Annotated in this window: 16 protein-coding genes; 9 read left to right on the top strand and 7 right to left on the bottom strand. The window is 75.8% G+C overall.

Annotated elements, in window-relative coordinates; genetic code table 11:
- Nucleotides 1-7 precede the first annotated feature (7 nt).
- The 7 genes from ABZ497_RS10255 (at nucleotide 8) to ABZ497_RS10225 (ending at nucleotide 9,406) form a co-directional block, all read left to right on the top strand.
- Nucleotides 8-1,012 carry an iron-siderophore ABC transporter substrate-binding protein gene (locus tag ABZ497_RS10255; RefSeq protein ID WP_359804263.1) on the top strand — a complete coding sequence of 335 codons (1,005 nt, stop codon included), beginning with the start codon at nucleotides 8-10 and terminating at the stop codon, nucleotides 1,010-1,012.
- Nucleotides 1,013-1,161: 149 nt separating this feature from the next.
- Nucleotides 1,162-2,376: an ATP-grasp domain-containing protein gene (locus tag ABZ497_RS10250; protein WP_359804262.1), complete on the top strand. Its 1,215-nt coding sequence runs from the start codon at nucleotides 1,162-1,164 to the stop codon at nucleotides 2,374-2,376.
- Nucleotides 2,377-2,441: 65 nt separating this feature from the next.
- Nucleotides 2,442-4,178 carry an IucA/IucC family protein gene (locus tag ABZ497_RS10245; protein WP_359804337.1) on the top strand — a complete coding sequence of 579 codons (1,737 nt, stop codon included), beginning with the start codon at nucleotides 2,442-2,444 and terminating at the stop codon, nucleotides 4,176-4,178.
- Nucleotides 4,175-5,431, top strand: a complete 1,257-nt coding sequence (locus ABZ497_RS10240) for an MFS transporter (protein ID WP_359804261.1) — start codon at nucleotides 4,175-4,177, stop codon at nucleotides 5,429-5,431. The genes ABZ497_RS10245 and ABZ497_RS10240 overlap by 4 nt, the downstream gene beginning before the upstream one ends.
- A complete protein-coding gene (locus tag ABZ497_RS10235; protein ID WP_359804260.1) occupies nucleotides 5,428-7,158 on the top strand; it encodes an IucA/IucC family protein in 1,731 nt (576 codons plus the stop codon). Before ABZ497_RS10240 ends, ABZ497_RS10235 begins: the two co-directional genes overlap by 4 nt.
- A gap of 85 nt (nucleotides 7,159-7,243) precedes the next feature.
- Complete coding sequence (locus tag ABZ497_RS10230) at nucleotides 7,244-8,464, top strand: type III PLP-dependent enzyme (protein ID WP_359804259.1); 1,221 nt, start codon at nucleotides 7,244-7,246, stop codon at nucleotides 8,462-8,464.
- Nucleotides 8,465-8,605: 141 nt separating this feature from the next.
- Nucleotides 8,606-9,406, top strand: coding sequence for an inositol monophosphatase (locus ABZ497_RS10225; RefSeq protein WP_329492330.1), 801 nt, complete (start codon nucleotides 8,606-8,608; stop codon nucleotides 9,404-9,406).
- Nucleotides 9,407-9,476: 70 nt separating this feature from the next.
- Here ABZ497_RS10225 and ABZ497_RS10220 read toward each other — a convergent pair whose 3' ends face one another.
- From ABZ497_RS10220 to ABZ497_RS10205, 4 genes are all read right to left on the bottom strand, one after another.
- Nucleotides 9,477-10,664 carry a cytochrome P450 gene (locus tag ABZ497_RS10220; RefSeq protein WP_359804258.1) on the bottom strand — a complete coding sequence of 396 codons (1,188 nt, stop codon included), beginning with the start codon at nucleotides 10,662-10,664 and terminating at the stop codon, nucleotides 9,477-9,479.
- Nucleotides 10,665-10,889: 225 nt separating this feature from the next.
- On the bottom strand, nucleotides 10,890-11,648 hold the full coding sequence (locus ABZ497_RS10215) for a tRNA-dependent cyclodipeptide synthase (protein ID WP_359804257.1): 759 nt from the start codon (nucleotides 11,646-11,648) through the stop codon (nucleotides 10,890-10,892).
- 476 nt (nucleotides 11,649-12,124) lie between these two features.
- Complete coding sequence (locus ABZ497_RS10210) at nucleotides 12,125-13,678, bottom strand: pyridoxal-dependent decarboxylase (RefSeq protein ID WP_359804256.1); 1,554 nt, start codon at nucleotides 13,676-13,678, stop codon at nucleotides 12,125-12,127.
- Complete coding sequence (locus ABZ497_RS10205; RefSeq protein ID WP_359804255.1) at nucleotides 13,675-15,060, bottom strand: diaminobutyrate--2-oxoglutarate transaminase; 1,386 nt, start codon at nucleotides 15,058-15,060, stop codon at nucleotides 13,675-13,677. Before ABZ497_RS10205 ends, ABZ497_RS10210 begins: the two co-directional genes overlap by 4 nt.
- A 157-nt stretch (nucleotides 15,061-15,217) precedes the next feature.
- Between ABZ497_RS10205 and ABZ497_RS10200 the strand changes: the two genes are divergently transcribed.
- Nucleotides 15,218-15,877 (top strand): methyltransferase domain-containing protein, encoded by a 660-nt coding sequence (locus tag ABZ497_RS10200; RefSeq protein ID WP_359804254.1) that lies wholly within the window; start codon nucleotides 15,218-15,220, stop codon nucleotides 15,875-15,877.
- Nucleotides 15,878-15,925: 48 nt separating this feature from the next.
- On the opposite strand, the gene ABZ497_RS10195 is transcribed toward ABZ497_RS10200, so the two are convergent.
- Nucleotides 15,926-16,675 (bottom strand): response regulator, encoded by a 750-nt coding sequence (locus ABZ497_RS10195; protein WP_359804253.1) that lies wholly within the window; start codon nucleotides 16,673-16,675, stop codon nucleotides 15,926-15,928.
- Nucleotides 16,672-18,312, bottom strand: a complete 1,641-nt coding sequence (locus ABZ497_RS10190; RefSeq protein ID WP_359804252.1) for a sensor histidine kinase — start codon at nucleotides 18,310-18,312, stop codon at nucleotides 16,672-16,674. Before ABZ497_RS10190 ends, ABZ497_RS10195 begins: the two co-directional genes overlap by 4 nt.
- Before the next feature lie 182 nt (nucleotides 18,313-18,494).
- Between ABZ497_RS10190 and ABZ497_RS10185 the strand changes: the two genes are divergently transcribed.
- Nucleotides 18,495-19,892 carry a cation:dicarboxylase symporter family transporter gene (locus tag ABZ497_RS10185; RefSeq protein ID WP_359804251.1) on the top strand — a complete coding sequence of 466 codons (1,398 nt, stop codon included), beginning with the start codon at nucleotides 18,495-18,497 and terminating at the stop codon, nucleotides 19,890-19,892.
- A gap of 123 nt (nucleotides 19,893-20,015) precedes the next feature.
- Here ABZ497_RS10185 and ABZ497_RS10180 read toward each other — a convergent pair whose 3' ends face one another.
- The gene (locus ABZ497_RS10180) at nucleotides 20,016-20,972 is read right to left on the bottom strand and encodes a hypothetical protein (RefSeq protein ID WP_359804250.1); all 957 of its coding nucleotides are present in this window, start codon (nucleotides 20,970-20,972) and stop codon (nucleotides 20,016-20,018) included.
- Nucleotides 20,973-20,975: the final 3 nt, after the last annotated feature.

The following is a 20,975-nucleotide window of genomic DNA, read 5'->3' as shown; positions in this document are numbered from 1 at the left end:
AACCGTCATGACCCGCTCCGCCCGCGCCCGCAGAGTCCCCGCCGCCGTCCTCGCCGCCGCACTCTCCACCACGCTCCTCGCCGCCTGCGGCAGCAACGGCGGCGACAGCGCCGAGCCCGCCGGGGACGCCGCGTCCGCCCCCGCCGCGGCCGGCTTCCCGCGCAGTGTCACGCACGCCGCCGGCACCGCGGAGATCAAGGCCCAGCCCAAGCGCGTCGTGGTGCTGGACAGCGGCGAGCTGGACGACGTCACCCTGCTCGGCATCACCCCGGTCGGCGCGGTGTCCCCGCACATGAAGACCGAGGGCGGCTTCCCGAACTACCTCAAGGACAAGATCAAGGACACCAAGGACGTCGGCCCGATGGCCGAGCCGAACCTGGAGCTGATCGCCTCCCTCAAGCCCGACCTGATCCTCTCCTCGAAGGTCCGGCACGCCAAGGTCTACGACAAGCTCAACGCCATCGCGCCGACCGTGCTCGCCGAGACCACCGGCTTCCCCTGGAAGGAGAACCTCGCCCTCTACGCCCAGGCCCTCGGCAAGGAGGCCGAGGCCAAGAAGGCGCTGACCGACTACGAGGCCCGCGCGGCCAGGCTCGGCGAGGCGATCAAGGCCAAGAACGGCGGCACCGAGCCGACCGCCTCGGTGGTCCGCTTCGTGGCCGGCCCGACCCGCCTCTACGCCAAGGCCTCCTACAGCGGCGTGGTGCTGAAGGACGTCGGCCTGAGCCGCCCGGCCGCCCAGGACGTGGACCAGAACATCATCGAGGTGAGCGCCGAGCAGATCAACCAGGCCGACGCCGACCTGGTCTTCGTCACCGTCGCCGACGACCCGACCAAGACCAAGCAGAGCGAGGTCCAGGGCACGCCGGTCTGGCAGGGCCTGAACGCCGTCAAGAACGCCAAGGTGTTCAACGTGCCGGACGAGACCTGGATGTCCGGCATCGGCGTCCAGGCCGCCGAGGCCATGCTCGGTGACATCGCCAAGGCCGCCGGCGTCGACGCGCCCAAGTAGCCGCCCGCCCCGGGTGCGCGGGGCGGGGGCCCACCGCCCCGCCCCGCGCCACGCGCCCCGCGTGGCCGCCCGCCCGGTCGCCCGGCCGCCCGGCCCCAGGCCTCGCCCCTCGCCCCTCGCCCCTCGCCCCCGTCACGGAGAGACCCGACATGCGGCTCTACCTGCTCGCCCTCAACCCCACCGACTCGGTCACCCAGGGCTTCCTCCCGGCCGCCGCACGGCTCGGGCTCGACGTCACGGTGCTCACCGACCACGCCGAGCCGCACCGGGACGCCTACGCCGCGCTGGCGTCCGCGCCGGAGGTGGTGGAGTGCGACGTCCGGGACTTCCGCGAGGTGATCGGGCTGATCTCCCGGCGGGAGGCCCCCGACGCGGTGTTCAGCAACAGCGACCACCTGCAGACCCAGACCGCCCTGGCCGCCGAGTACTTCGGGCTGCCGGCCAAGGACTGGAAGGCGGCCCTGCGGGCCAAGAACAAGGGCGAGCTGCGCCGCCACCTGACCGCCGCCGGCCTGGACGCCGTCCGCTCCTTCGAGCTCGACCCCGGCCAGGACCCCTCCGCGCTGCGGGAGTTCGACGTCCCCTTCCCGGCCGTGGTGAAACCGCGCGAGGGCGTCGCCAGCGAGGACGTCTCGCTGGTCGGCGACCGCGCGGAGCTGGAGCTGCGCTGCGCCGAGATCCAGCGGCGGCGGCCCGGCGCGGCGCTGGTCGTCGAGGAGTTCCTGGACGGGCAGTTGTGCACCCTGGAGACGCTCGGCGACGGGAAGCGGCGGCACGTCCTCGGCGGGCTGCGGACCAGACTCTCCGCTCCCCCGCACTTCATCGAGGAGATGCTGGAGTTCGTCCCCGACCACCCGCGGCCGGTGGTCGATCAGATCCTCGCGCAGCTGGACGCCGTCGGCGTCGGACTCGGCGCCTGCCACACCGAGTTCGTCGTGCAGCCGGACGGCCGGGCGCGCATCATCGAGGTCAACTACCGTGCCATCGGCGACCAGTGCGACCTGATGCTCGCCGAGATCCTCGACATCCCGCTGTTCGAGCACATCCTCGCCGCGCACCTCGGCCGTGAGCTGCCCGAAGGCCTCACGGAGCACTGCGCGGCCACCGCGAAGCGGGCCCGCAACGAGGCGGTCTGCGCGGACCGGGCCGGCACCCTCACCGCCGCGCCCGGCCCGCACCACGAGGAGCGCGACGGCGTCCGGCTCAGCTACCAGCCGGTCCGCCCGCTCGGTGAGCGCCACGAGCTCCACCACACCAACCGCGACTACCTCGGCGTGATCTGGGCCGTCGGCACCGACCAGCAGGCCGTGGACGCCGCCGTCGCCCGCTTCGTCGCGGCCAACCGCTGGGAGATCACCCCGTGAGCGCCGCCACCCGCCCCGCCCCGCCGTGCGACGCCGGGCCCGGCACCCCCACCGCCGCCGAGCAGTTGGCGCTGCGGGTACTCTCCGCGCTGCTGCGCGAGGACGTGCTCGGGCTGCGGACCCGCAGCACCCCGCAGGACCGCGCGGACGGCCGCTGGCTGCTGCTGGCCCCGGCCGGCCTCGCCCTGCCGGTGGTCGCCGAGGGCTTCCAGAGCGAGTACGCGGCCCGGCTCCCGCTGCTGGAGCTGGACGGCGCCCCGCTGACCGGTCTGGAAGCCGTCCTGGCGGCCCTGACCGGCCTCGCCGAGGCGGCGGACCGGCCCGGCTGGGCGGCGTTCACCGAGGAGTGCCGGCAGACCCTCGCCACCATGGAGCTGCACGAGCGCACCCGGGCCGAGGTGCACACCGCCCTCACCGACCTCTACGGCGCGGACCCGGCCCGCTGGAGCGGCCCCGCCGCCGCCCTGGGGCACGACGCCCTGGCCGCCCACCTCGACCACCCGGTCTACCCCACCGCCCGCGGCCGCTCCGGTCTCACCGAGCCGCAGCTGCGCGCCTACGCACCGGAGTTCCACCCGGCCTTCGAACTGCGCTGGCTCGCCGTCCCGGCCGGTGCCCTCACCGTGCACGGCGACCGGCCGCTGCCCAGCTGGTGGCCCACCCCGAGCTGGCTCGGCCTCGACCTGGCGGGCGGTGACGACGCCTGGACCACCCTGCCCGTGCACCCGCTCACGGTGGGCGAGCCGCTCGCCGGGGCACTGCGGGCGGCCGGCCTCGACGGCCGCGCGGTCCTCGCCGACCGGCCCTACCTGACCGTCGTGCCCACCCTCTCCATGCGCACCGTGGCCGTCGCCGACGACCCCGGCCACCACCTCAAACTCCCGCTCGCCACCGCCACCCTGGGCCGGCTCAACCGCCGCACCATCAAGCCGGGGACGCTGGTCGACGGCGCCGCCGGGCAGCGGCTGATCGAGGCCGTGCTGGCCCGCGAACCCCGCTTCGCCGACCGGATCCTGCACGCCGACGAGCAGAGCTGGGCCCACGCCGGCCACGAACTGCTCGCCGTGCTGCTCCGCCGCTACCCCGCCGACGCCGGCCTGGACCGCGCCGTGACCGTCCCGCTGGCCGCCCTGCTGGCCCCCGCCCCCGGCGGACGCCTGGTGATCGACCACCTGGCCGACCGCTTCCACGGCGGCGACCCGGTCGCCCTCTACGACGCCCTGCTGGACCTGCTGCTCGACTGGCAGGCCACGCTCTTCGGCTACGGCATCGCGCTGGAGTCCCACCAGCAGAACACCTCGGTGGTGTTCGACGAGGACGGCGGCCTGCGGCTGCTCTACAAGGACGACGACGGGCCGCGGATCCACGCCGGCCGGCTCGCCGCCACGCTGGGCGAACACGGCCCCGGCCGGGCGGAGTTCGACGACGCCCGGATCTTCGGCGACGGCGACCGGCCGCTGACCGACCTCTTCGCCACCATCACCGGCCACCTCTGCACCGGCTCCCTGGCGTTCGGCCTCGCCGCCCACGGCCGCGCCGAACTGGGCGACCTGCTCGACCTGTTGCGCAGACGGCTGGTGGAGGCCACCGAACGGATCGGTCCGGCCGGCGCACCTCTGCGCGCCGCCCTGCTGGACGCCGAGCGACTGCCGGTCAAGGCGATGGTGACCGCCGGGACCCTGCTCACCAAGCAGCGCTCGGGCGCCGCCGACATCAACAAGCACTACACCGACGGGCCCAACTACCTCCGCCCGGACGCCGTCGCGGCAGCACCGGCGGGCGGCGCCGGGGCCACCCGATGAGCGTCGACACCCTGCCACAGCACCCCGGCAGCACCGCCCGCCCCGAGGGGCTCGGCCGGCGCCAGGTGCACGCGGTGGCCGCCTGCTACTTCGTCGCCTCCTTCGCCGCCCTCGGCCTGCCGCCGTACCTGACGGCCATCCTCCCGGCCCTCGGCGACCCGCAGGGCCGCTGGGCGGGCGTGCTCTACATCGTCCCGACCGTGTTCAGCGCCCTCGGTGCCCCGCTCTGGGGCCGGCTCGCCGACCGGTTCGGCCGCAAACGGCTGCTGCTCCGCGCCCAACTCGGCCTCACCGTCTCGTTCCTGCTGGCCGGCGCCGCCGACAGCCTGCCCGCGTTCACGCTCGCGCTCGTCCTCCAGGGCTTCCTCGGCGGCACCTTCGCCGCCACCAACGGCTACCTGGCGGCCGCCCTGGACGGCTCGAAGCTCTCCCTCGCGCTGACCCTGATGCAGGGCAGCGCCCGGGCCGCGCTGGTCGCCGCGCCGATCCTGGTCGGCGCGCTCTCCCCGTGGATCGACCCGCACCGGCAGTACCTGCTGATGGCCGTCCTGCCGCTGACCGCGGCCCTGTTCCTGTCGCTCCTGCCGGAGCCCGACCCGGCCGCCCGGGGCGGCGGCGGTTCGGCCACCGACACCAGTACCGACACCGGCAGCGACCGGGCCCCCAGCGCCGCGGCCGCCCGACCCGCCCCGATCGGCCTGCTCTACACCTTCGAGTTCGTGTTCGTCTTCGCCACCGTCATCTCGTTCCCCTATCTGATATCCCTGGCGCAGGAGCGGCTGCCCGGGGTCTCGGGCACGACGACCGGCATCCTGTTCGCCCTGCCGCACCTGTGCTACCTGGCGTTCGCCGCCCGTACGCACACCGCCTTCCTCGCCCGCCCGCACGCCGGCATCGCGCTGGGCTTCGGCTTCGTCGCGCTCGGCCTCGCCGGGCACGCCGCCGCGCACTCGCTGGTGGCGTTCGTCGCCGTCCGGCTGCTGCTCGGGGCCGGGCTCACCCTCGGCCTGGTCTGCCTCTCCGTGCTGGCCGCCGAGGCCGCCCGCGGCCGGGCACCGGGGCGGATGTTCGGCACCCTCGAATTCGTCTCCAAGGGCGGCGCGGTGGCCGCCGGCGCCGTCGCCGCGCTGGCCAACGGCCGCTTCGGCGCCGCCGCCCCCGTGCTGGTCGGCACCGCCGCCGCACTGCTGGCCGCCACCGCGGCCGCCACACTCGTCTTCCCGACCCGCATCCGCTGGAGTAGTCGCCGATGACACACGACCTGACCGACCACGAACTGCCCACCCCCGACGACGCGGTCGCCCACACCCTGCTCAACTGCCTGCTGCGGGAGGTCTCGGGACCGGAACACCAGACCGCGGTCACCGACGGTCGGCTGCTGCTGCGCCTGCCCCGCCGGGGCGTCCTGCTCCGGGTCGCGCTGCGCCGCACCTCGCTGCTCGGCGCGCACCGCTTCACCGGCCCGGTCGAGGAGGAACGGGCCGCGGGCTGGGTCCCGTTGGCCTGGCGGGAGCTCGCCGGGCACGTCCAGGACGAGCTGGAGCTGCGCACCGGCACGGTGAACGAGGAGTTCCTCGACCAGCTGGCGTCCAGTCACGCGGGCGTGCGCGCCGGGCTGGAGAACCGGCCGGCCCCGGGCCCGGACCGCTACCTGGAGTCCGAGCAGGCCCTGCTGTTCGGCCACCGCTTCCACCCCGCGCCCAAGTCCCGCTCGGCCGAGCGCGGCGACTGGCGCGCCTACGCCCCCGAGTCGCGCGCCGCGTTCCGGCTGCGGCACCTCGCCGTGCGGCGGGAGCTGATCGCGGAGTCCTCGCTGGACGCCTCGGCGACGGCGCTGCTGGACGGCCTGGGCCGGGCCCCGGTCGGCTACCGGCTGCTGCCCGTCCACCCCTGGCAGTACGAACTCCTCGCCGACCACCCGCTGCTGCGCGGCGCCCTGGAGCGCGGGGACGTCGTGGACCTCGGGCCCGGCGGTGAGCCCTTCGCCGCGACCGCCTCGGTGCGCACGCTGCACGGCGCGGGCGCGTTCCTGAAGTTCAGCCTCAACGTGCGGATCACCAACTGCCTGCGCAAGAACGCGGCGTACGAGCTGACCGGCGCCGTCGCGCTGACCCGGCTGCTGGCCCCCGCGCTGGGCGACCTCGCCGAGCGGTACCCGAACGCCGCGATGCTGCGCGAACCGGCCTTCCGCACGCTGGCCCTGCCGGGCGCGGACGGCCTCCCCGACCGGGCCCTGTACGAGGGCTTGGGCCTGATCGTCCGCGAGGGCTTCGCCGGGGTGCTGCGGCCCGGCGTCACCCCGCTGCTGGCCGCCGCCGTCGCCGACGAGCACCCGACCAGCTCCGCGCACATCTCGCGGCTGCTCGGCGGGGACGCCGACGCCCGCGAGGCGCTCGCCTGGTGGACGGACTACCTGCGGCTGCTCGTCCCGCCGGTGCTCGCCGCCTACTTCGACCACGGCGTGGTGCTGGAACCGCACCTGCAGAACGTGCTGATCGGCGTCGACGCCGCCGGGCGGCCCGCCCAGGTGCTCTTCCGCGACCTGGAGGGCACCAAGCTCGTCCCCGACCGCAATGCCGCGCTGCTCGCCGCGCTGCCGCCGGAGGTGGCCGGCCCGATGGCCTACGACGCCGAGCGCGGCTGGGACCGGGTGGTCTACTGCCTGCTGGTCAACCACGTCGCCGAGCTGCTGGCCGCGCTCGCCGACCGCCACCCGGAGGCGGAGGGCGCCCTGTGGGAGGCCGTCCGGGACACCCTGCAGGAGTACGCCGACGCGCACGGCCGCCCGCCCCGGCTGCGTGCCCTGCTGGCCGGGGTGCCGCTGCCCGCCAAGGCGAATCTGCTCACCCGCTGGGAGCGCCGCCCCGACCGCGAGGCGGGCTACGTCCGGCTGCCCTCGCCGCTGGCCGGCTCCGTCCTGGCGGAGGCCGCGCGGCTGCGCCTGCCGGCCGCCCGCACGCCGGCCTGGAGCAGCCGGTGAGCCCCGCCCGCCCCCCGACCGCCGACCGGGTGCGGCGCAGGCCCGCCCGCCGCCCGACCGCCGCCGTCCCCACCTGGAGTCACCGATGACCGACGCCGTCCGCCGGCACGTCGCCGCGCTCGCCCCGGAGGCGCTGCCCGCGTACGTCTACGACCTGGCGGCGCTGCGTGCGCACGCCGCCGCCGTCCGGGCCGCGCTGCCCGCCCGCGTCGAGCTGTACTACGCCGCCAAGGCCAACCCGGAGGCGCCCGTGCTGGCCGCGCTGCGGGCCGCCGTCGACGGCTACGAGGTCTCCAGCGGCGGCGAGCTGGACCACGTGCGGCAGGCCGTCCCGGACGCGCCGCTGGCCTTCGGCGGACCGGGCAAGACGCCCGCCGAGATCGTGGCCGCCCTGGACGCCGGGGTGCACCGCTGGCACGTCGAGAGCGAGCAGGAGCTGTACCGGCTCGCCGCCGCCCTGACCGACCGGCCGGACGCCGCGGTGGACGTCCTGCTGCGGGTCAACCTGCCGGTGGGCGCGGGCGCGCTGGACACGGTGGCGCTCGCGATGGGCGGCCGCCCGACCCCGTTCGGGCTGGACCCGGACCGCGCCGAGGCCTGCGCCCGGCTGCTGACCGACCCGCTCGGGCCCTTCGGCCCGCTGCTCCCCCGGCTGAGGCTGCGCGGCGTGCACGCCCACCTGGCGAGCGGGCTGGCGGCGGCGGAGCAGCTCGCCGTCGCCGGGCAGATCGTCGAGTGGTCGGCCCGCACGGCCCGGCGGCACGGGTTCGCGCTGGCGGAGGTCAACGTGGGCGGCGGCATGGCAGTCGACTACGCGGACCCCCGGGCCCGCTTCGACTGGACGGCCTTCGGCGAGGGCCTGGCGAAGCTGCTGGAGCGCCACCCGGGGCCGACCCTGCGGATCGAGCCGGGCCGCGCGCTGACCGCGTACTGCGGCTGGTACGCCACCGAGGTGCTGGACGTGAAGCAGAGCCACGGCGCGGACTTCGCGGTGGTCCGCGGCGGCACCCACCACCTGCGCACCCCGGCCACCCGGGGGCACGACCAGCCGTTCGCCGTGCTGCCGGTCGACGCCTGGCCGCACCCGTGGCCGCGCCCGGCCGTCACCACCGGCCGGGCCACCCTGGCCGGGCAGCTCTGCACCCCGAAGGATGTCCTCGCGCACGCCGCCCCGGCGGCGCGGGGCCTGCGGACCGCGGACCGGGTGCTCTTCGCGATGGCCGGCGCCTACGCGTGGAACATCTCGCACCACGAATTCCTGATGCACCCCCGCCCGGGCTTCCACTACCTGGGCGAGGACGGCTGACGGCGGCCGGGCGGCGGACCGGGAGCGCGTCCCCCGGCCCGGCGCCCGGCGCCCGAGACGGGCGCTCCGGGGGCTGGCGAAGGTCAACACCGCACTGACGTGCGAAAGTGGTAGCCAGCGAAGGGAGCGCGCAACGTGCTGATGGACAGGGTGGCGGAGATTCTCGCCGAGGCGTGCGCCGAGGTGGTGGAGCCGCGGTTCCGCGCGCTGGCAGCCGGCGAGGTCATGGAGAAGGCCCCCGGCGAGGTCGTGACGATCGCGGACCGCGAGGCCGAGGTGATCATCGAACGGCGGCTGCGCGAGCTGCTGCCCGTCCCGGTGGTCGGCGAGGAGGCCGTGTCCGCCGATCCGTCGCTCGCGCTGGCCCTGCACACGGAGCCCGCCGCCTGGCTGGTCGACCCGGTCGACGGCACCTCGAACTTCATCGCCGGCCGCCCCGACTACGCCGTGATGGCCTCGCTGGTCCGGTCCGGGCAGACCGTCGCCTCCTGGATCTGGCAGCCGGCCACCGCCACCTGTTACACCGCCGAGCTCGGCTCCGGCGCCTGGTGCAACGGCGAGCGGCTGACCAGGCCCCTCGCGGCCGGCCCGCCGACCGAGTGGCGCGGCTCGCTGAAGAGCCGCTTCCTGGAGCCGGAGCTGCGCCGGACGCTGGAGGCGAACGCCGCGGCCGGCTTCGGCGAGATCACCCCGGGCCGCAACGCGGCCGGGATCGAGTACCCGGACCTCGTCGACGGCGCGCTGGACTTCATCCTCTACTGGCGCACCCTGCCGTGGGACCACGCGCCCGGTTCGCTGCTGGTCACCGAGGCCGGCGGGGTCTCCGCCCGGCTCGACGGCAAGCCCTACCGGCCGGAGGCCCCGGGCGGCGAGGAGGGCCTGCTGGTCGCCGCCGACCCGGAGTGCTGGGAGCGCGCCCGCGCCGTGCTGTTCGGCCGGTAGGGGCCAGAAGCTGGCCGGGCCTGCGGGCCGCACGGCCGCCTGGCCGCACCGCCGGCCCGGCCGGCACCGGCTACCAGAGCACCGGGAGCCGCTCCGGCAGGCGCTTGACGAAACCGGGCCGCCACGCCAGCTGCTCGACCGGCAGGGCCAGCCGCAGGCCCGGCAGGCGCTCGACCAGCGCCGTGATGGCGATCTCGGCGTGCGTGCGGCCGAGTGCCGAGGCGGGGCAGAAGTGCCGGCCCGCGCCGAAGGCCAGGTGCGGGTTGTCGACCCGGTCGAAGTCGATCCGCTCCGGGTCCGGGAAGACGGCCGGGTCGTAGTTCGCCCCCTCGACCAGGACCAGCACCAGCTCCCCCGCCTTCACCAGCACCTCACCTACCCGGACGTCCGCCAGCGCGATCCGGGGCAGCGCGTCGCCGATCGACAGGTTGACCCGCAGCAGCTCGTCCACCGCCCGGCCGATCAGCGCGGGCTCCCGGCGCAGCCGCTCGGCCAGCTCGGGCTGCCGGGCCAGGTGGATGACGGCGTGCAGCAGGAACGAGGAGGTGGAGACGGCGCCCGCGCCGAACAGCGAGAGCGCGACGGTGGCCAGCAGCTCGTCGCCGACCCGGTCCGCGGCGTCCGGCGAGCGCCGCAGTTCGGCGAACCGGCCCAGCAGGCCCTCGGTGGGCGCCGGCTCCGCCGCGAGCCGCTCCCGCACGTAGCCGAGGTCCTTGTACCAGTTGGGCGCGGAGCCCTCGAACGGCACCGGGCTGGTGAGGAAGGCGACGTCGATGCCCGCCATCAGCCGCCGCCAGTCCTCGACGGGCAGGCCGAGCAGCCGGCAGTGCAGGGCGGCGGAGTAGGGCTCGGCGAAGCCGTCCCGCAGGTCGGCCGGGGCGCCCTGGCCGACCAGGGCGTCGATCAACCGGTGCGCCTCGGCCTGCAGCCAGCCGTCCAGCTCCTTGTCCGCGCGTGGCGAGAGGGTCTTCATGACGGCGTTGCGCAGGCCGGCGCCGTTGATCTTGCCCATGTTGTCGACCACCTCGGGCGGGATGGTCAGCGCGTACTGGCGGGGAACGCCGGGGTTGGCGGTGTCCTTGAGGCTGAAGCGCTCGTCCTCCAGCACCTGCTTGGCCAGCGGGTAGCTGCTGACCAGCCAGGCCGGGTCGCCGGTCATGGTGCGGACCGGGGCGACGGGCTGCGCGGCGCGCAGCCGGTTCGCCTCCTCGGGCAGGACGTCGCCCCGGCGGGAGAGCGGGAAGGTGAGGTCGGTCATGGGGGTACTCCCTGGAATCGGGCAGCGGGTACGGGGGGCGGCCCCACGAGGGCGGGGCGGGTGTGCGGGCACCGGTCGGGGCACGGGCGCGCGGGCGGTCGGCCGGGCTGACCGCGGCACGGGTACGTGCGGGGCGCGGCGCGGGTACGTGCGGGCGCGGCCGGGTCGGGCCGCACGGGTCAGGTCGGGCACGGGTCAGGCCGGGCGCGGTCAGGTCGGGTGCGGTCAGGCCGCGCGGGTCCCGGCGACGGCGCCCGCGGCGGCCGTCGGCGCGGCCGGGCGGACCACCGCGTAGCCCTGGCCGGGCGCCGCCCGCAGACCCTCCGAGCGACCGAACAGCACTGGGGTGAGCGGGAGTTGGAGGTGGTAGCAGCTCACCGAGGAGCGCACGCCGAGCAGCGCCGGAGTGTCCAGGAAGAACGGCAGCTCGGCGGCTATGTAGCGGAGCCCGGCGGCCAGTTGGGGCTCGTTCGGCGCCAGCCCCTCGTCCAGCCGGGCGGCCAGGAAGCCGCGCGCCATCGCCTCGGCGGCCGCGCCGAAGTCCCGGTCGGCGCGGAGGGCGTCGAGGGCCTCCCGGTGCAACCGCCGGTAGACGGGGTGGCCGGTGAACTCGGAGAGCGCGTGCGCCCGGACGGCGTCGCGGTGGCCGGCCTCCTCGACGCCGCGGGCGATCCGGCGGGCGGTGGCCTTGATCTCCTTGGCAGCCCGCCGGTGCGCGTGTTCGGGGGTGTAACCGAAGGTCTCGTACTGTGCCTCGACATGCAGATCGGCGTGGACGATGTCGATCCGCTCGAAGAACTCCAGCCCCCACCCGATGAGTTCGGCGATTCGGCGGTGACTGAAATAGCTGTTCCCGGGACTGACACCGATGAGCAGGTGCTCACCGCGGCGCCAGATCTCGCGGCAGCGGTCGGAGAACGGAAGGGCCTCGTACCCGGTCGTATCGATGGGTGTGGCACGTTCACCCGGGAGGGTTTCGCGCATGCCTTGCCTCCGCTTCGCAGGAATGGTCACAGAACTGGCTTCAGGTGGTTCACGCGGTTTTACCGGGAATTCACAGAAGTGCATGACGGCAGCCGGAGTTCACCCGGAGTCGGGGGTGGGGGCACCGCATGCTGATGACGCGCGCCTGGTCAGGCGGCCTGCCCCGGGGAGCCGTGTGCTCCCGGTGGGGCGGCGACCACATGAAGTTACCGCCGCCGTTCGGGATCTCCGCAAGCCCTGCCGAGGGGTTGGCGGATTCTGATCACCAGGCGGCCGGAATCAGCCTGTACTCCTCCGGGAAGGTATGTCCACGGAGGCTTTCCGGGGGCGGCCGAATATCCCCCGGACAGCATGGCACGCCAGTGTGCATTCCTCCAACATCCGCTCCCGAAAAGGCCTTTGTCTTTGCCTCGGCAATTCGGCCGGATGCGGGGACCAGCCGGCCGGACGCGGGGCCCACCGGTCGACCGCGGCGGTCAGCCGGCCGCGATGTCCCGCCCGGCCCGCACCACCCGGCCCAGCAGGACGCCGACCTCGGCGGCGGTGGTGTGCGGATTGAGCAGCGTCAGCTTCAGCCGGACCCGCCCGGGGCCCTCGCCCGGGAGTTCGGTCCGGCCGACAACGGCCCGGCCGGTGCGCAGCAGCTCCCGGCGCAGCTCGCCGTTGAGCGCGTCCACGGTGGCCGGGTCGGCGGCGCCGGCGCCCGGGCGGCCCGGCGGGAGGTAGCGGAACAGCACGGTGGTCAGGACGGGTTCGGCGTACAGCTCCAGCGCCGGCTCCGCCCGGACGGCCTCGGCGGCGTCCAGCGCCAGCCGGTGGCAGGCGTCGACCAGCCGGCCGAGCCCGGCGCGGCCGAGGGTGCGCAGCGTGACGGCGATCTTGAAGGCGTCGGCCCGCCGGGTGGTGCGCAGCGAGCGGCCCAACAGGCTCGGGTAGCCGGCCTGTTCGTCGTCGGCCGGGTTGAGGTACTCGGCCCGGCGGGCGAGCGAGACATAGGTCTCGGCACGGCGGACCAGGAAGATGCCGGCGGCGGCGGGCTGCCAGCCGAGCTTGTGCCAGTCGAGCGAGACGGAGTCGGCGCGGGCGATGCCGTCGAGCAGCGGGGCGAGCCGGTCCGAGAGCAGCGCGCCGCCCCCGTACGCGGCGTCCACGTGCAGCCAGGCGCCGTAGCGGGCGGCGAGGTCGGCGGCGGCGTGCAGCGGGTCGATCGCACCGGTGTCGGTGGTGCCGGCGGTGGCCACCACGGCGATCGGGGTCTGTCCGGCCCAGCTCGCCCCGGCCAGGGCGCTCGCCAGCGCGTCCGGGTCCATCCGCTGGTCGCGGTCGACGGGGACGGGGACGACGGCGCGTTCGCCGAGGCCGAGCAGCGCCGCGGCGCGCTGGACGGAGAAGTGCGCGGCGCGGGAGGCGATGATCCGCGGCTCGACGCCGGCCGGGATCCCCTCCAGCTCGACGATGCCGTCGAGCTTCTGGTCGCGGGCCAGCATCAGGCCCATCAGGTTGGACTCGGTGCCGCCGGAGGTGAGCACCCCGGCCGCGCCGGCCGGGTCGTAGCCGACCAGGGCGGCCAGCTCGGTGATCAGCGCCGTCTCCAGGGCCGTCGCGGCGGGGGCCTGGTCCCAGGAGTCCTGCGAGGGGTTCAGCGCGCTGACCGCGAGGTCGGCGGCGGCCGCGACGGCCAGCGGCGGGCAGTGCAGGTGGGCGGCGCAGGACGGGTCGGCCGGGTCGGCGGCGCCGTGGGCGAGGAGTTCGGTGAGCCGGGCGAGTGCCTGCGGGCCGTGCGCGTCGGCCAGCTCCGCGCGGGCCAGCGCGGCGAGCTCCCCGGGTCGGCCGGCGGGCAGCGGACCGGCCCGGCGGGCGGCTCCGGCGGCCAGCGCGGCCAGCACCTCGGCGACCAGCGGGGCGAGCGCCGCGCCGCCGCCGGCGCCACCGGCCAGCGCGTCGGGGGCGGGGGCCGGGGCGGTTCCGGGCACCGCGGCGAGGCGGGCGGGCTCCCGGTCGGGGCGGCCGGGCTCGACCGGGGTCGTCACCGTACGCCCGCCGCAGCCGCCGCGATGGCGTCGGCCAGGCGGTCGAGCACGGCGGCGGCCTGCTCGTCGGTGATGGTGAGCGGCGGCAGCAGCCGCAGGACGGCGTCGTGCCGGCCGCCGAGTTCGACGATCAGGCCGCGGGCCAGGCAGGCCTCCCGGACCTTGACGGCGAGCGCGGGCGCGGCCGGGCGGGCCCCGCAGGCGTCCGGTTCGGCGGCCGGGTCGACGAGTTCGACGCCCAGCATCAGCCCCCGCCCGCGCACGTCGCCGATCACCGGCAGCTCACCGGCCAGCGCCCGCAGCCGCTCGACCATCCGGGCGCCGACCAGCTCGGCCCGCGCGGCCAGGCCGTTCGCGGCGACGTACCGCAGAGTGGCGGCGCCCGCCGCCATGGCGAGGGTGTTGCCGCGGAAGGTGCCGGTGTGGGCGCCCGGCCGCCAGCGGTCGTACTCCTCGCGGTAGACGACGACGGCGAGCGGCAGGCTGCCGCCGATCGCCTTGGAGAGCACCATGGCGTCCGGGACGATCCCGCTGTGCTCGACCGCCCACATCGCACCGGTGCGGCCGACCCCGGTCTGCACCTCGTCGACGATCAGCGGGATGCCGCGCTCGGCGGTGATCCGGCGCATCGCGCGCAGCCAGCCGTCGGGAGCGGGGACGACGCCGCCCTCGCCCTGGACCGCCTCCAGGATCATCGCGGCGGGCCGGACCACCCCGCCCGAGGGGTCGTCCAGCAGCCGCTCGGCGTAGGTCGCGGCGAGCTCGGTGCCGGCCTCGCCGCCGACGCCGAACGGGCAGCGGTAGCCGTACGGGTAGGGCAGCCGGACCACCTCGCCGCCGCCCGGCAGGGGTTCCTTGACGGCGACGTTGCCGGTCAGCGCCAGGGCCCCGGCCGTCATGCCGTGGTAGGCGCCGGTGAAGGCGAGGGCGCCGGAGCGGCCGGTGGCGGTCTGCATCAGCTTGAGCGCCGCCTCGACGGCGTCCGTCCCCGCGGGCCCACAGAAGTGCACCCGGGCCTGTCGGGCGAACTCCGGCGGCAGGCTCTCGAACAGGGCGGTGGTGAAGTCGTCCTTCTCGGCGGTGGCGAGGTCGAGCAGGTGCAGGGGCGCGCCGCTGTCCAGGGTGCGGCGGATCGCCTCCAGCACCACCGGGTGGTTGTGACCGAGGGCGAGCGTGCCGGCTCCGGAGAGGCAGTCCAGGTAACGGCGGCCGTCGGCGCCCTCGACCGTCATGCCGTGGGCGCGCACCGGGACGATCGGGAACGAGCGGGCGTAGGTGCGGGCGGCGGACTCGCGAACGCGCTGGCGGCGCAGGATGGCGTCGCCCGGGGCCTGGGCGGGGACGGCAGCGGGCCCGGTGGCGGGGACGGCGGCGAGCGTCAAGGCGGACTCCAAAAAGTTAGGTAAGCCTAACTTTACTTCCCTGACCTGGTCTCACGGGCTCCGGGAGGCGAGAACCACCCGAGCGGGTGACGCGGAGCCCGCCTCCCCAACGAGTGAACCGCCCACCGGTTACGGCCCGCGCGCTACTCTCGCCCCCATGCCGCCCTCACCCTCCCCCGCCCCCGGCGCCCCCGACCCGGCCGGGCGCGACGCCCAGCACTCCGCCGAGCTGGCCCGCACCCGCGCGTTCTTCGCCTCCCGCGCGGCCGGCTGGGACGCCAAGTTCCCCGACGACGGCCCGCGGTACGACGCCGCCGTCGCCACCCTCGGCCTGCTCCCGGGCGGTCGCGTCCTGGACGCGGGCTGCGGCACCGGCCGCGCCCTCCCCCCGCTGCGGGCGGCGGTCGGCCCCGACGGCCTGGTGCTCGGCGTCGACGTCACCCCCGAGATGCTGCACGAGGCCGGCGCCCACCACCCCGGCACCGCGGCCCTGCTGCTCGCCGACTGCGCCCGTCTCCCGCTCCCGGACGCCGCCCTCGACGCCGTCTTCGCCGCCGGGCTGATCTCCCACCTCGACGATCCGGACCGCGCCCTGCGCGAACTCGCCCGCGTCACCCGCCCCGGCGCCGTGCTGGCCCTCTTCCACCCCGTCGGCCGCTCCGCCCTGGCCGCCCGCCACGGCCGCGCGCTCACCCCCGACGACCTCCGCGCCGAACCCAACCTCCGCCCCCTCCTGACCGCCACCGGCTGGCACCTGGACAGGTACACCGACACCGACGACCAGTACCTCGCCCGAGCGGTCAGGACCGCCGGCTAGGTGCCGCCATCGGGGGCCGGCCCCCGGCGGGCGAGGGCGACGGGCGGATCACGCTCGTCCCGGTGGGACGCCCTTCCGCTCGCCGCCGCCCGTCCAGCGGTAGCAGAGCTCCGGGCGGCCGACGTTGCCGTACTGCGGTTCGCGGGCCGCCAGGCCGGTGTCGACGAGGTGTTCCAGGTAGCGGCGGGCGGTGATCCGGGAGACGCCGGCGGCGGTTCCGGCGGCCGCCGCGGAGATCCCGGTGCGGGCCTCCCGCAGCACGGTGGCGACGGTGTCCAGTGTGGGGGCGCTCAACCCCTTGGGGAGGGCGGTGCGTTCGGGGGTGCGCAGTAGGGCGAGCGCCTGGTCGACCTCGTCCTGGCCGGTGGCCTCGCCGGTGCGGCCCAGGGTGTCGCGGTAGCGGGCGTAGCGCTCCAGCCGGTCGTGCAGGGCGGCCGCGCCGAACGGCTTCAGCAGGTACTGGACCACGCCCGCCGAGACGGCCTGGCGGACCATCGCGAGGTCGCGGGCCGAGGTGACGGCGATGACGTCGGTGGTGTGGCCGGCCGCGCGCAGCGTGCCGCAGAGCTGGAGGCCGTGGCCGTCCGGCAGGTAGAGGTCGAGCAGGGTGAGGTCGACGGGCCGGCCGGCCGCCCGGGCGCGGTCCAGGAAGCGCAGCGCGTCGGCGCAGCTGTGCACCGTCCCGGCGGCGCGGAAGCCGGGCTCGCGCCCGACGTACAGGGTGTGGGCGGCGGCGGCCACCGGGTCGTCCTCGACCACCAGGACGGAGATCTCGGGCCGGTCCGATGGGCTGTTCATGACGCCGCCGTCTCGGGCTGCCGGGGCCGGCGGGCGAGCGGCAGCCGGACGGTGAGCACCGCGCCGCGGTCCCGGCCGACCTCGACCGTGCCGCCGTTGCGCCGGGCGGTCTGGGCGACCAGGGCGAGCCCGAGGCCGTGCCCGTGGCCGTCCTGCTTGGTGCTCCAGCCGCGCCGGAACACGTCGTCCACCGCGCCCGGGTCGATCCCGGCGCCGGTGTCGGCGACCCGCAGCAGCAGGTGGTCGCCGTCGACCCGGGCGGTGACGGTGACCTCGGGCTGGTCCGGGTGCCCGGCGGCGCCGGCGATCGCGGCGTCCACCGCGTTGTCGAGCAGGTTGCCGAGGACGGTGATCAGGTCGCGGGCGGCGAGCCCGGGCGGCAGCACACCGTCGTCGATCCGGCTGTCCTCGGTGAGCGTCAACTCCACGCCCCGCTCGGCCGCCTGGGCCGCCTTGCCGAGCAGCAGGGCGGCCAGGACCGGCTCACCGACGGCCGCGACGACGCGGTCGGTGAGCTGCTGGGCGAGTTCGAGTTCGGCGGTGGCGAACTCCACCGCCTGTTCGTGGCGGCCGAGTTCGATCAGTGAGACGACGGCGTGCAGCCGGTTGGCGGCCTCGTGCGCCTGCGCGCCCAGCGCCTCGGTGAAGCTCTTCACGGAGTCCAGCTCGCCGGTGAGCGACTGCAGTTCGGTGTGGTCGCGGAGGGTGACGACCCGGCCGAGGCCGGTACCGATGGTGGAGGTGTTGAGCACCAGCACCCGCTCGGCGGTGAGGTGCACCTCGTCCCGGACCGGCTCGTGCCCGAGCACGGCGGCCACCAGGGCCGCCGGCAGCCCCAGCCCGTCGATCGGCCGCCGCTCCACCTCCCCCGCCAGCGACAGGAGTTCGCGGGCCGCGTCGTTGCAGAGCACCACCCGGTGCTTGCGGTCGAGCAGCACCAGCCCCTCCCGCACCGAGTGCAGGGTCGCCTGGTGGTACTCGTAGAGGTGGCTGAGCTCGGCCGGCCCCATGCCGTGGGTGTGCCGCCGCAGCCGGGAGTTGGCGAGGTAGGTGCCGAGACCGCCGAGGGCGAGCGCGGCCACCGCGACGCCGACCAGCGCGAGCAGCGGCCCGCGCAGCTGCGCGGAGATGGACTGCACCGTGATGCCGGCGCTGACCAGCGCGACCACCCGGTGGTCCGCGTCCAGGACCGGGGTGACCACCCGCACCGACGGCCCGAGCGTGCCGGTGTACGTCTCGCTGCGGGTCTCCCCGGCGAGCGCCCAGTCGATGTGCCCGAGGAAGGTCTTGCCGATCTGCTCGGGCAGCGGGTGCGTCCAACGCACCCCGGTGGTGTCCATCACGGTGATGAAGGAGACCCCGGTGTCCACCCGCACCTGCTCGGCGTAGGGCTGCAGGACGGCGGTCGGGTCCGGCCCGGCGACGGCCGCCCGCACCGACGGGGCGTCGGCCACCGAGCGGGCGACGGCGGTGACCTGGCGGCGGGCGGCGTCCTCCGTGCGGTCGGCGGTGAACAGGTAGGCCAGCACGGCGCCACCGGCCACCACGGCGGCGACGATCACCACCTGGACGACGAAGAGCTGTCCGGCCAGGCTGCGCACCGGCCGGCGCGGCGAGGGGAGGGTGCGCGCGGACATGCCTGACAGTGTGCACCACCGCCGGAACCCGGCCCGGCCCCCGCGGGCCCCGCCCGGTCCGCCGCGGGCCCGGGCGGGGTGTGAACTCTATGAACGCAAACGTGACCTCCGTCACGGCGCGGCCCATAGTCGGAGCGGCCCACCACCCGGGGCCGCCAGGACTGCAGGCGAAGGAGCCGCGGATGTCGATCACTGGAGCAGGGCCACAGGCGGGAGGCAGACGCCGGGACCGCACCCACTACCTCTACCTCGCGGTGATCGTGGCGGTGGTCGCGGGCGTGGTGGTCGGCTTGGCCGCACCGTCGTTCGCGGTGGAGCTGAAGCCGATCGGCACCGGCTTCGTCAATCTGATCAAGATGATGATCAGCCCGGTGATCTTCTGCACCATCGTGCTGGGCATCGGCTCGGTGACCAAGGCGGCTAAGGTCGGCAAGGTCGGCGGACTGGCCCTCGGCTACTTCCTCGCCATGTCGACCGTGGCCCTGGCCATCGGCCTGCTGGTCGGCAACCTGCTGGAGCCCGGCGGCGGGCTGCACCTGACCGCCGCGCTGGCCAAGTCCGGACACGCCCAGGCGGCCGCCGGGGGCGCCCAGTCCACCGCCGACTTCCTGCTCGGGATGATCCCGACCACCATGTTCTCGGCCCTCACCGAGGGCAAGGTGCTGCAGACCCTGCTGGTCGCCCTGCTGGCCGGCTTCGCCCTCCAGGCGATGGGCACCGCCGGGGCGCCGGTGCTGCGCGGGATCGAGCACGTGCAGCGACTGGTGTTCCGGGTCATGTCGATGATCATGTGGGTGGCGCCGGTCGGCGCCTTCGGGGCGATGGCGGCGGTGGTCGGCGCGACCGGCACGGCCGCCCTGAAGAGCCTCGCCGTGATCATGATCGGCTTCTACCTCACCTGCGGACTCTTCGTCGTCGTGGTGCTCGGCACGCTGCTGCGGCTGGTCGCCGGGGTGAACGTGTTCACCCTGCTGCGCTACCTCGGCCGCGAGTTCCTGCTGATCCTCTCCACCTCGTCCTCGGAGAGCGCGCTGCCCCGCCTGATCGCCAAGATGGAGCACCTGGGCGTCAGCCGCCCGGTCGTCGGCATCACCGTGCCGACCGGCTACAGCTTCAACCTGGACGGCACCGCGATCTACCTCACGATGGCCTCGATCTTCATCTCCGAGGCGATGGACAAGCCGATGTCGATCGGCGAGCAGCTGTCGCTGCTGGTCTTCATGGTGATCGCCAGCAAGGGCGCGGCCGGGGTCACCGGCGCCGGGCTGGCCACCCTCGCGGGCGGACTGCAGTCGCACAAGCCGGCGCTGGTGGACGGGGTCGGCCTGATCGTCGGCATCGACCGCTTCATGTCCGAGGCCCGGGCACTGACCAACTTCGCGGGCAACGCCGTGGCCACCGTGCTGATCGGGCACTGGACGGGCGAGTTCGACCGCGAGCGGGCCCGGCAGGTGCTGGCGGGCACGATCCCGTTCGACGAGCGGACGCTGGTGGACACCCACGGCGCGCCCGACGCGCCCGCCACCCCCGAGGTGCGGCCGGACCCGGTCCCCGCGCAGAGCGCCGCCCCGGCGGCCTGAGCCACCGCCACCGAGCCCCCCGGCCCGGCGCCCCGCCCAACCCCCCGAGCGGCGCCGGGCCGGGGATCCGCCCGTCCGCACCCGGTCGCCGCCCGGCGACCGGGTGAACGCCGCCGGGCGAGGTCAGAAATCGTCGGATCCGCTGACCGCCCAGCTCAGACCGCTCGCCGGATCCTCCACCGCGATGTGCAGATGGCGCAGCCCGTCCTCCGGTTCGCACCAGGTGAAGCAGCGCATCCGGGCCACCAGGGCGTTCACCTCGGCGCGGTTCGGGCCGCCCGCGCCGGCCATCGCGCCGAGCGCCCGCCACAGCGCCAGCCGGCCCTGTGCCGAGCCGTGCGCCCGGTCCACCACACCGGCCAGCAGCAGCACCGGGTAGGCCAGCGCGAACGGCAGGTACCCCCCGGTGACCCGCCGCCCCGGCGCCACCAGGGCGGCGGCCTGCGGGGCCGGCCCGCGGGCGCAGACCACCTCCACCCAGTCCGCCAGCGCGGCCAGCCCCCGGGTGGCCCGCTGCCCGCGCAGCCGGGTACCGGGCTCGGGCAGCAGGACGGGGCCGAGCCCCTCCCGGGTGGCGGGCAGCGTCAGCAGGGCGCTGCGCGAACCGCCGGCCGGCAGGTAGTCCCGGACCCGCACGCCCTCGCCCCAGCCGGCCGTCTCCCAGGGCTCCAGTTGCAGCGGGACGCCCTCCGGATCGGGCTCGGCCCCGTACGAGAGGTCCTCGCCGATCAGCACCCGGGTGTGCGCGACCAGCCGGCGCACCGGGGCCGGACCGAGCAGCGGGGCCAGCCGCAGCCAGGAGTGCCGGGTCGCCAGTACCTCCCAGAGCGGACCGGCGTCGTGGTCCGCCGTTCCGGCGGCGCTGCCCGGGCCGCCATCGCGGTCGAACAGGCGGACGGCCAGCTCGGGCGGCGCGGCGTAGGCGATCAGGTGGCCGAGCGACGCGGTCTCCGCCGCCGCCCGCTGCTCGCCGTCGCGCGCCGCCGCGAGGGCCCGGGCGCGCCGGTAGTGGCCGAGCAGCTCGGACCAGCGGCCGTCCTCGGCCAGGGTGCGGATCCGGTGTTCCTCGTACGCGATCACGAT

It is taken from the genome of Kitasatospora sp. NPDC005751 (assembly GCF_040630835.1).
Classification (GTDB): Bacteria; Actinomycetota; Actinomycetes; order Streptomycetales; family Streptomycetaceae; genus Kitasatospora.
Note: the sequence above shows the minus strand (reverse complement) of the source record. Positions and strands in the feature narration are given on the sequence as shown.

What these genes read in the sequence shown, in the direction of transcription:
- ABZ497_RS10255 (WP_359804263.1), top strand. Translation starts at nt 8, where the DNA reads ATGACCCGCTCCGCCCGCGCCCGCAGAGTCCCCGCCGCCGTCCTCGCC.
- ABZ497_RS10250 (WP_359804262.1), top strand. Translation starts at nt 1,162, where the DNA reads ATGCGGCTCTACCTGCTCGCCCTCAACCCCACCGACTCGGTCACCCAG.
- ABZ497_RS10240 (WP_359804261.1), top strand. Translation starts at nt 4,175, where the DNA reads ATGAGCGTCGACACCCTGCCACAGCACCCCGGCAGCACCGCCCGCCCC.
- ABZ497_RS10235 (WP_359804260.1), top strand. Translation starts at nt 5,428, where the DNA reads ATGACACACGACCTGACCGACCACGAACTGCCCACCCCCGACGACGCG.
- ABZ497_RS10230 (WP_359804259.1), top strand. Translation starts at nt 7,244, where the DNA reads ATGACCGACGCCGTCCGCCGGCACGTCGCCGCGCTCGCCCCGGAGGCG.
- ABZ497_RS10225 (WP_329492330.1), top strand. Translation starts at nt 8,606, where the DNA reads ATGGACAGGGTGGCGGAGATTCTCGCCGAGGCGTGCGCCGAGGTGGTG.
- ABZ497_RS10220 (WP_359804258.1), bottom strand. Translation starts at nt 10,664, where the DNA reads ATGACCGACCTCACCTTCCCGCTCTCCCGCCGGGGCGACGTCCTGCCC.
- ABZ497_RS10215 (WP_359804257.1), bottom strand. Translation starts at nt 11,648, where the DNA reads ATGCGCGAAACCCTCCCGGGTGAACGTGCCACACCCATCGATACGACC.
- ABZ497_RS10200 (WP_359804254.1), top strand. Translation starts at nt 15,218, where the DNA reads ATGCCGCCCTCACCCTCCCCCGCCCCCGGCGCCCCCGACCCGGCCGGG.
- ABZ497_RS10195 (WP_359804253.1), bottom strand. Translation starts at nt 16,675, where the DNA reads ATGAACAGCCCATCGGACCGGCCCGAGATCTCCGTCCTGGTGGTCGAG.
- ABZ497_RS10190 (WP_359804252.1), bottom strand. Translation starts at nt 18,312, where the DNA reads ATGTCCGCGCGCACCCTCCCCTCGCCGCGCCGGCCGGTGCGCAGCCTG.
- ABZ497_RS10185 (WP_359804251.1), top strand. Translation starts at nt 18,495, where the DNA reads ATGTCGATCACTGGAGCAGGGCCACAGGCGGGAGGCAGACGCCGGGAC.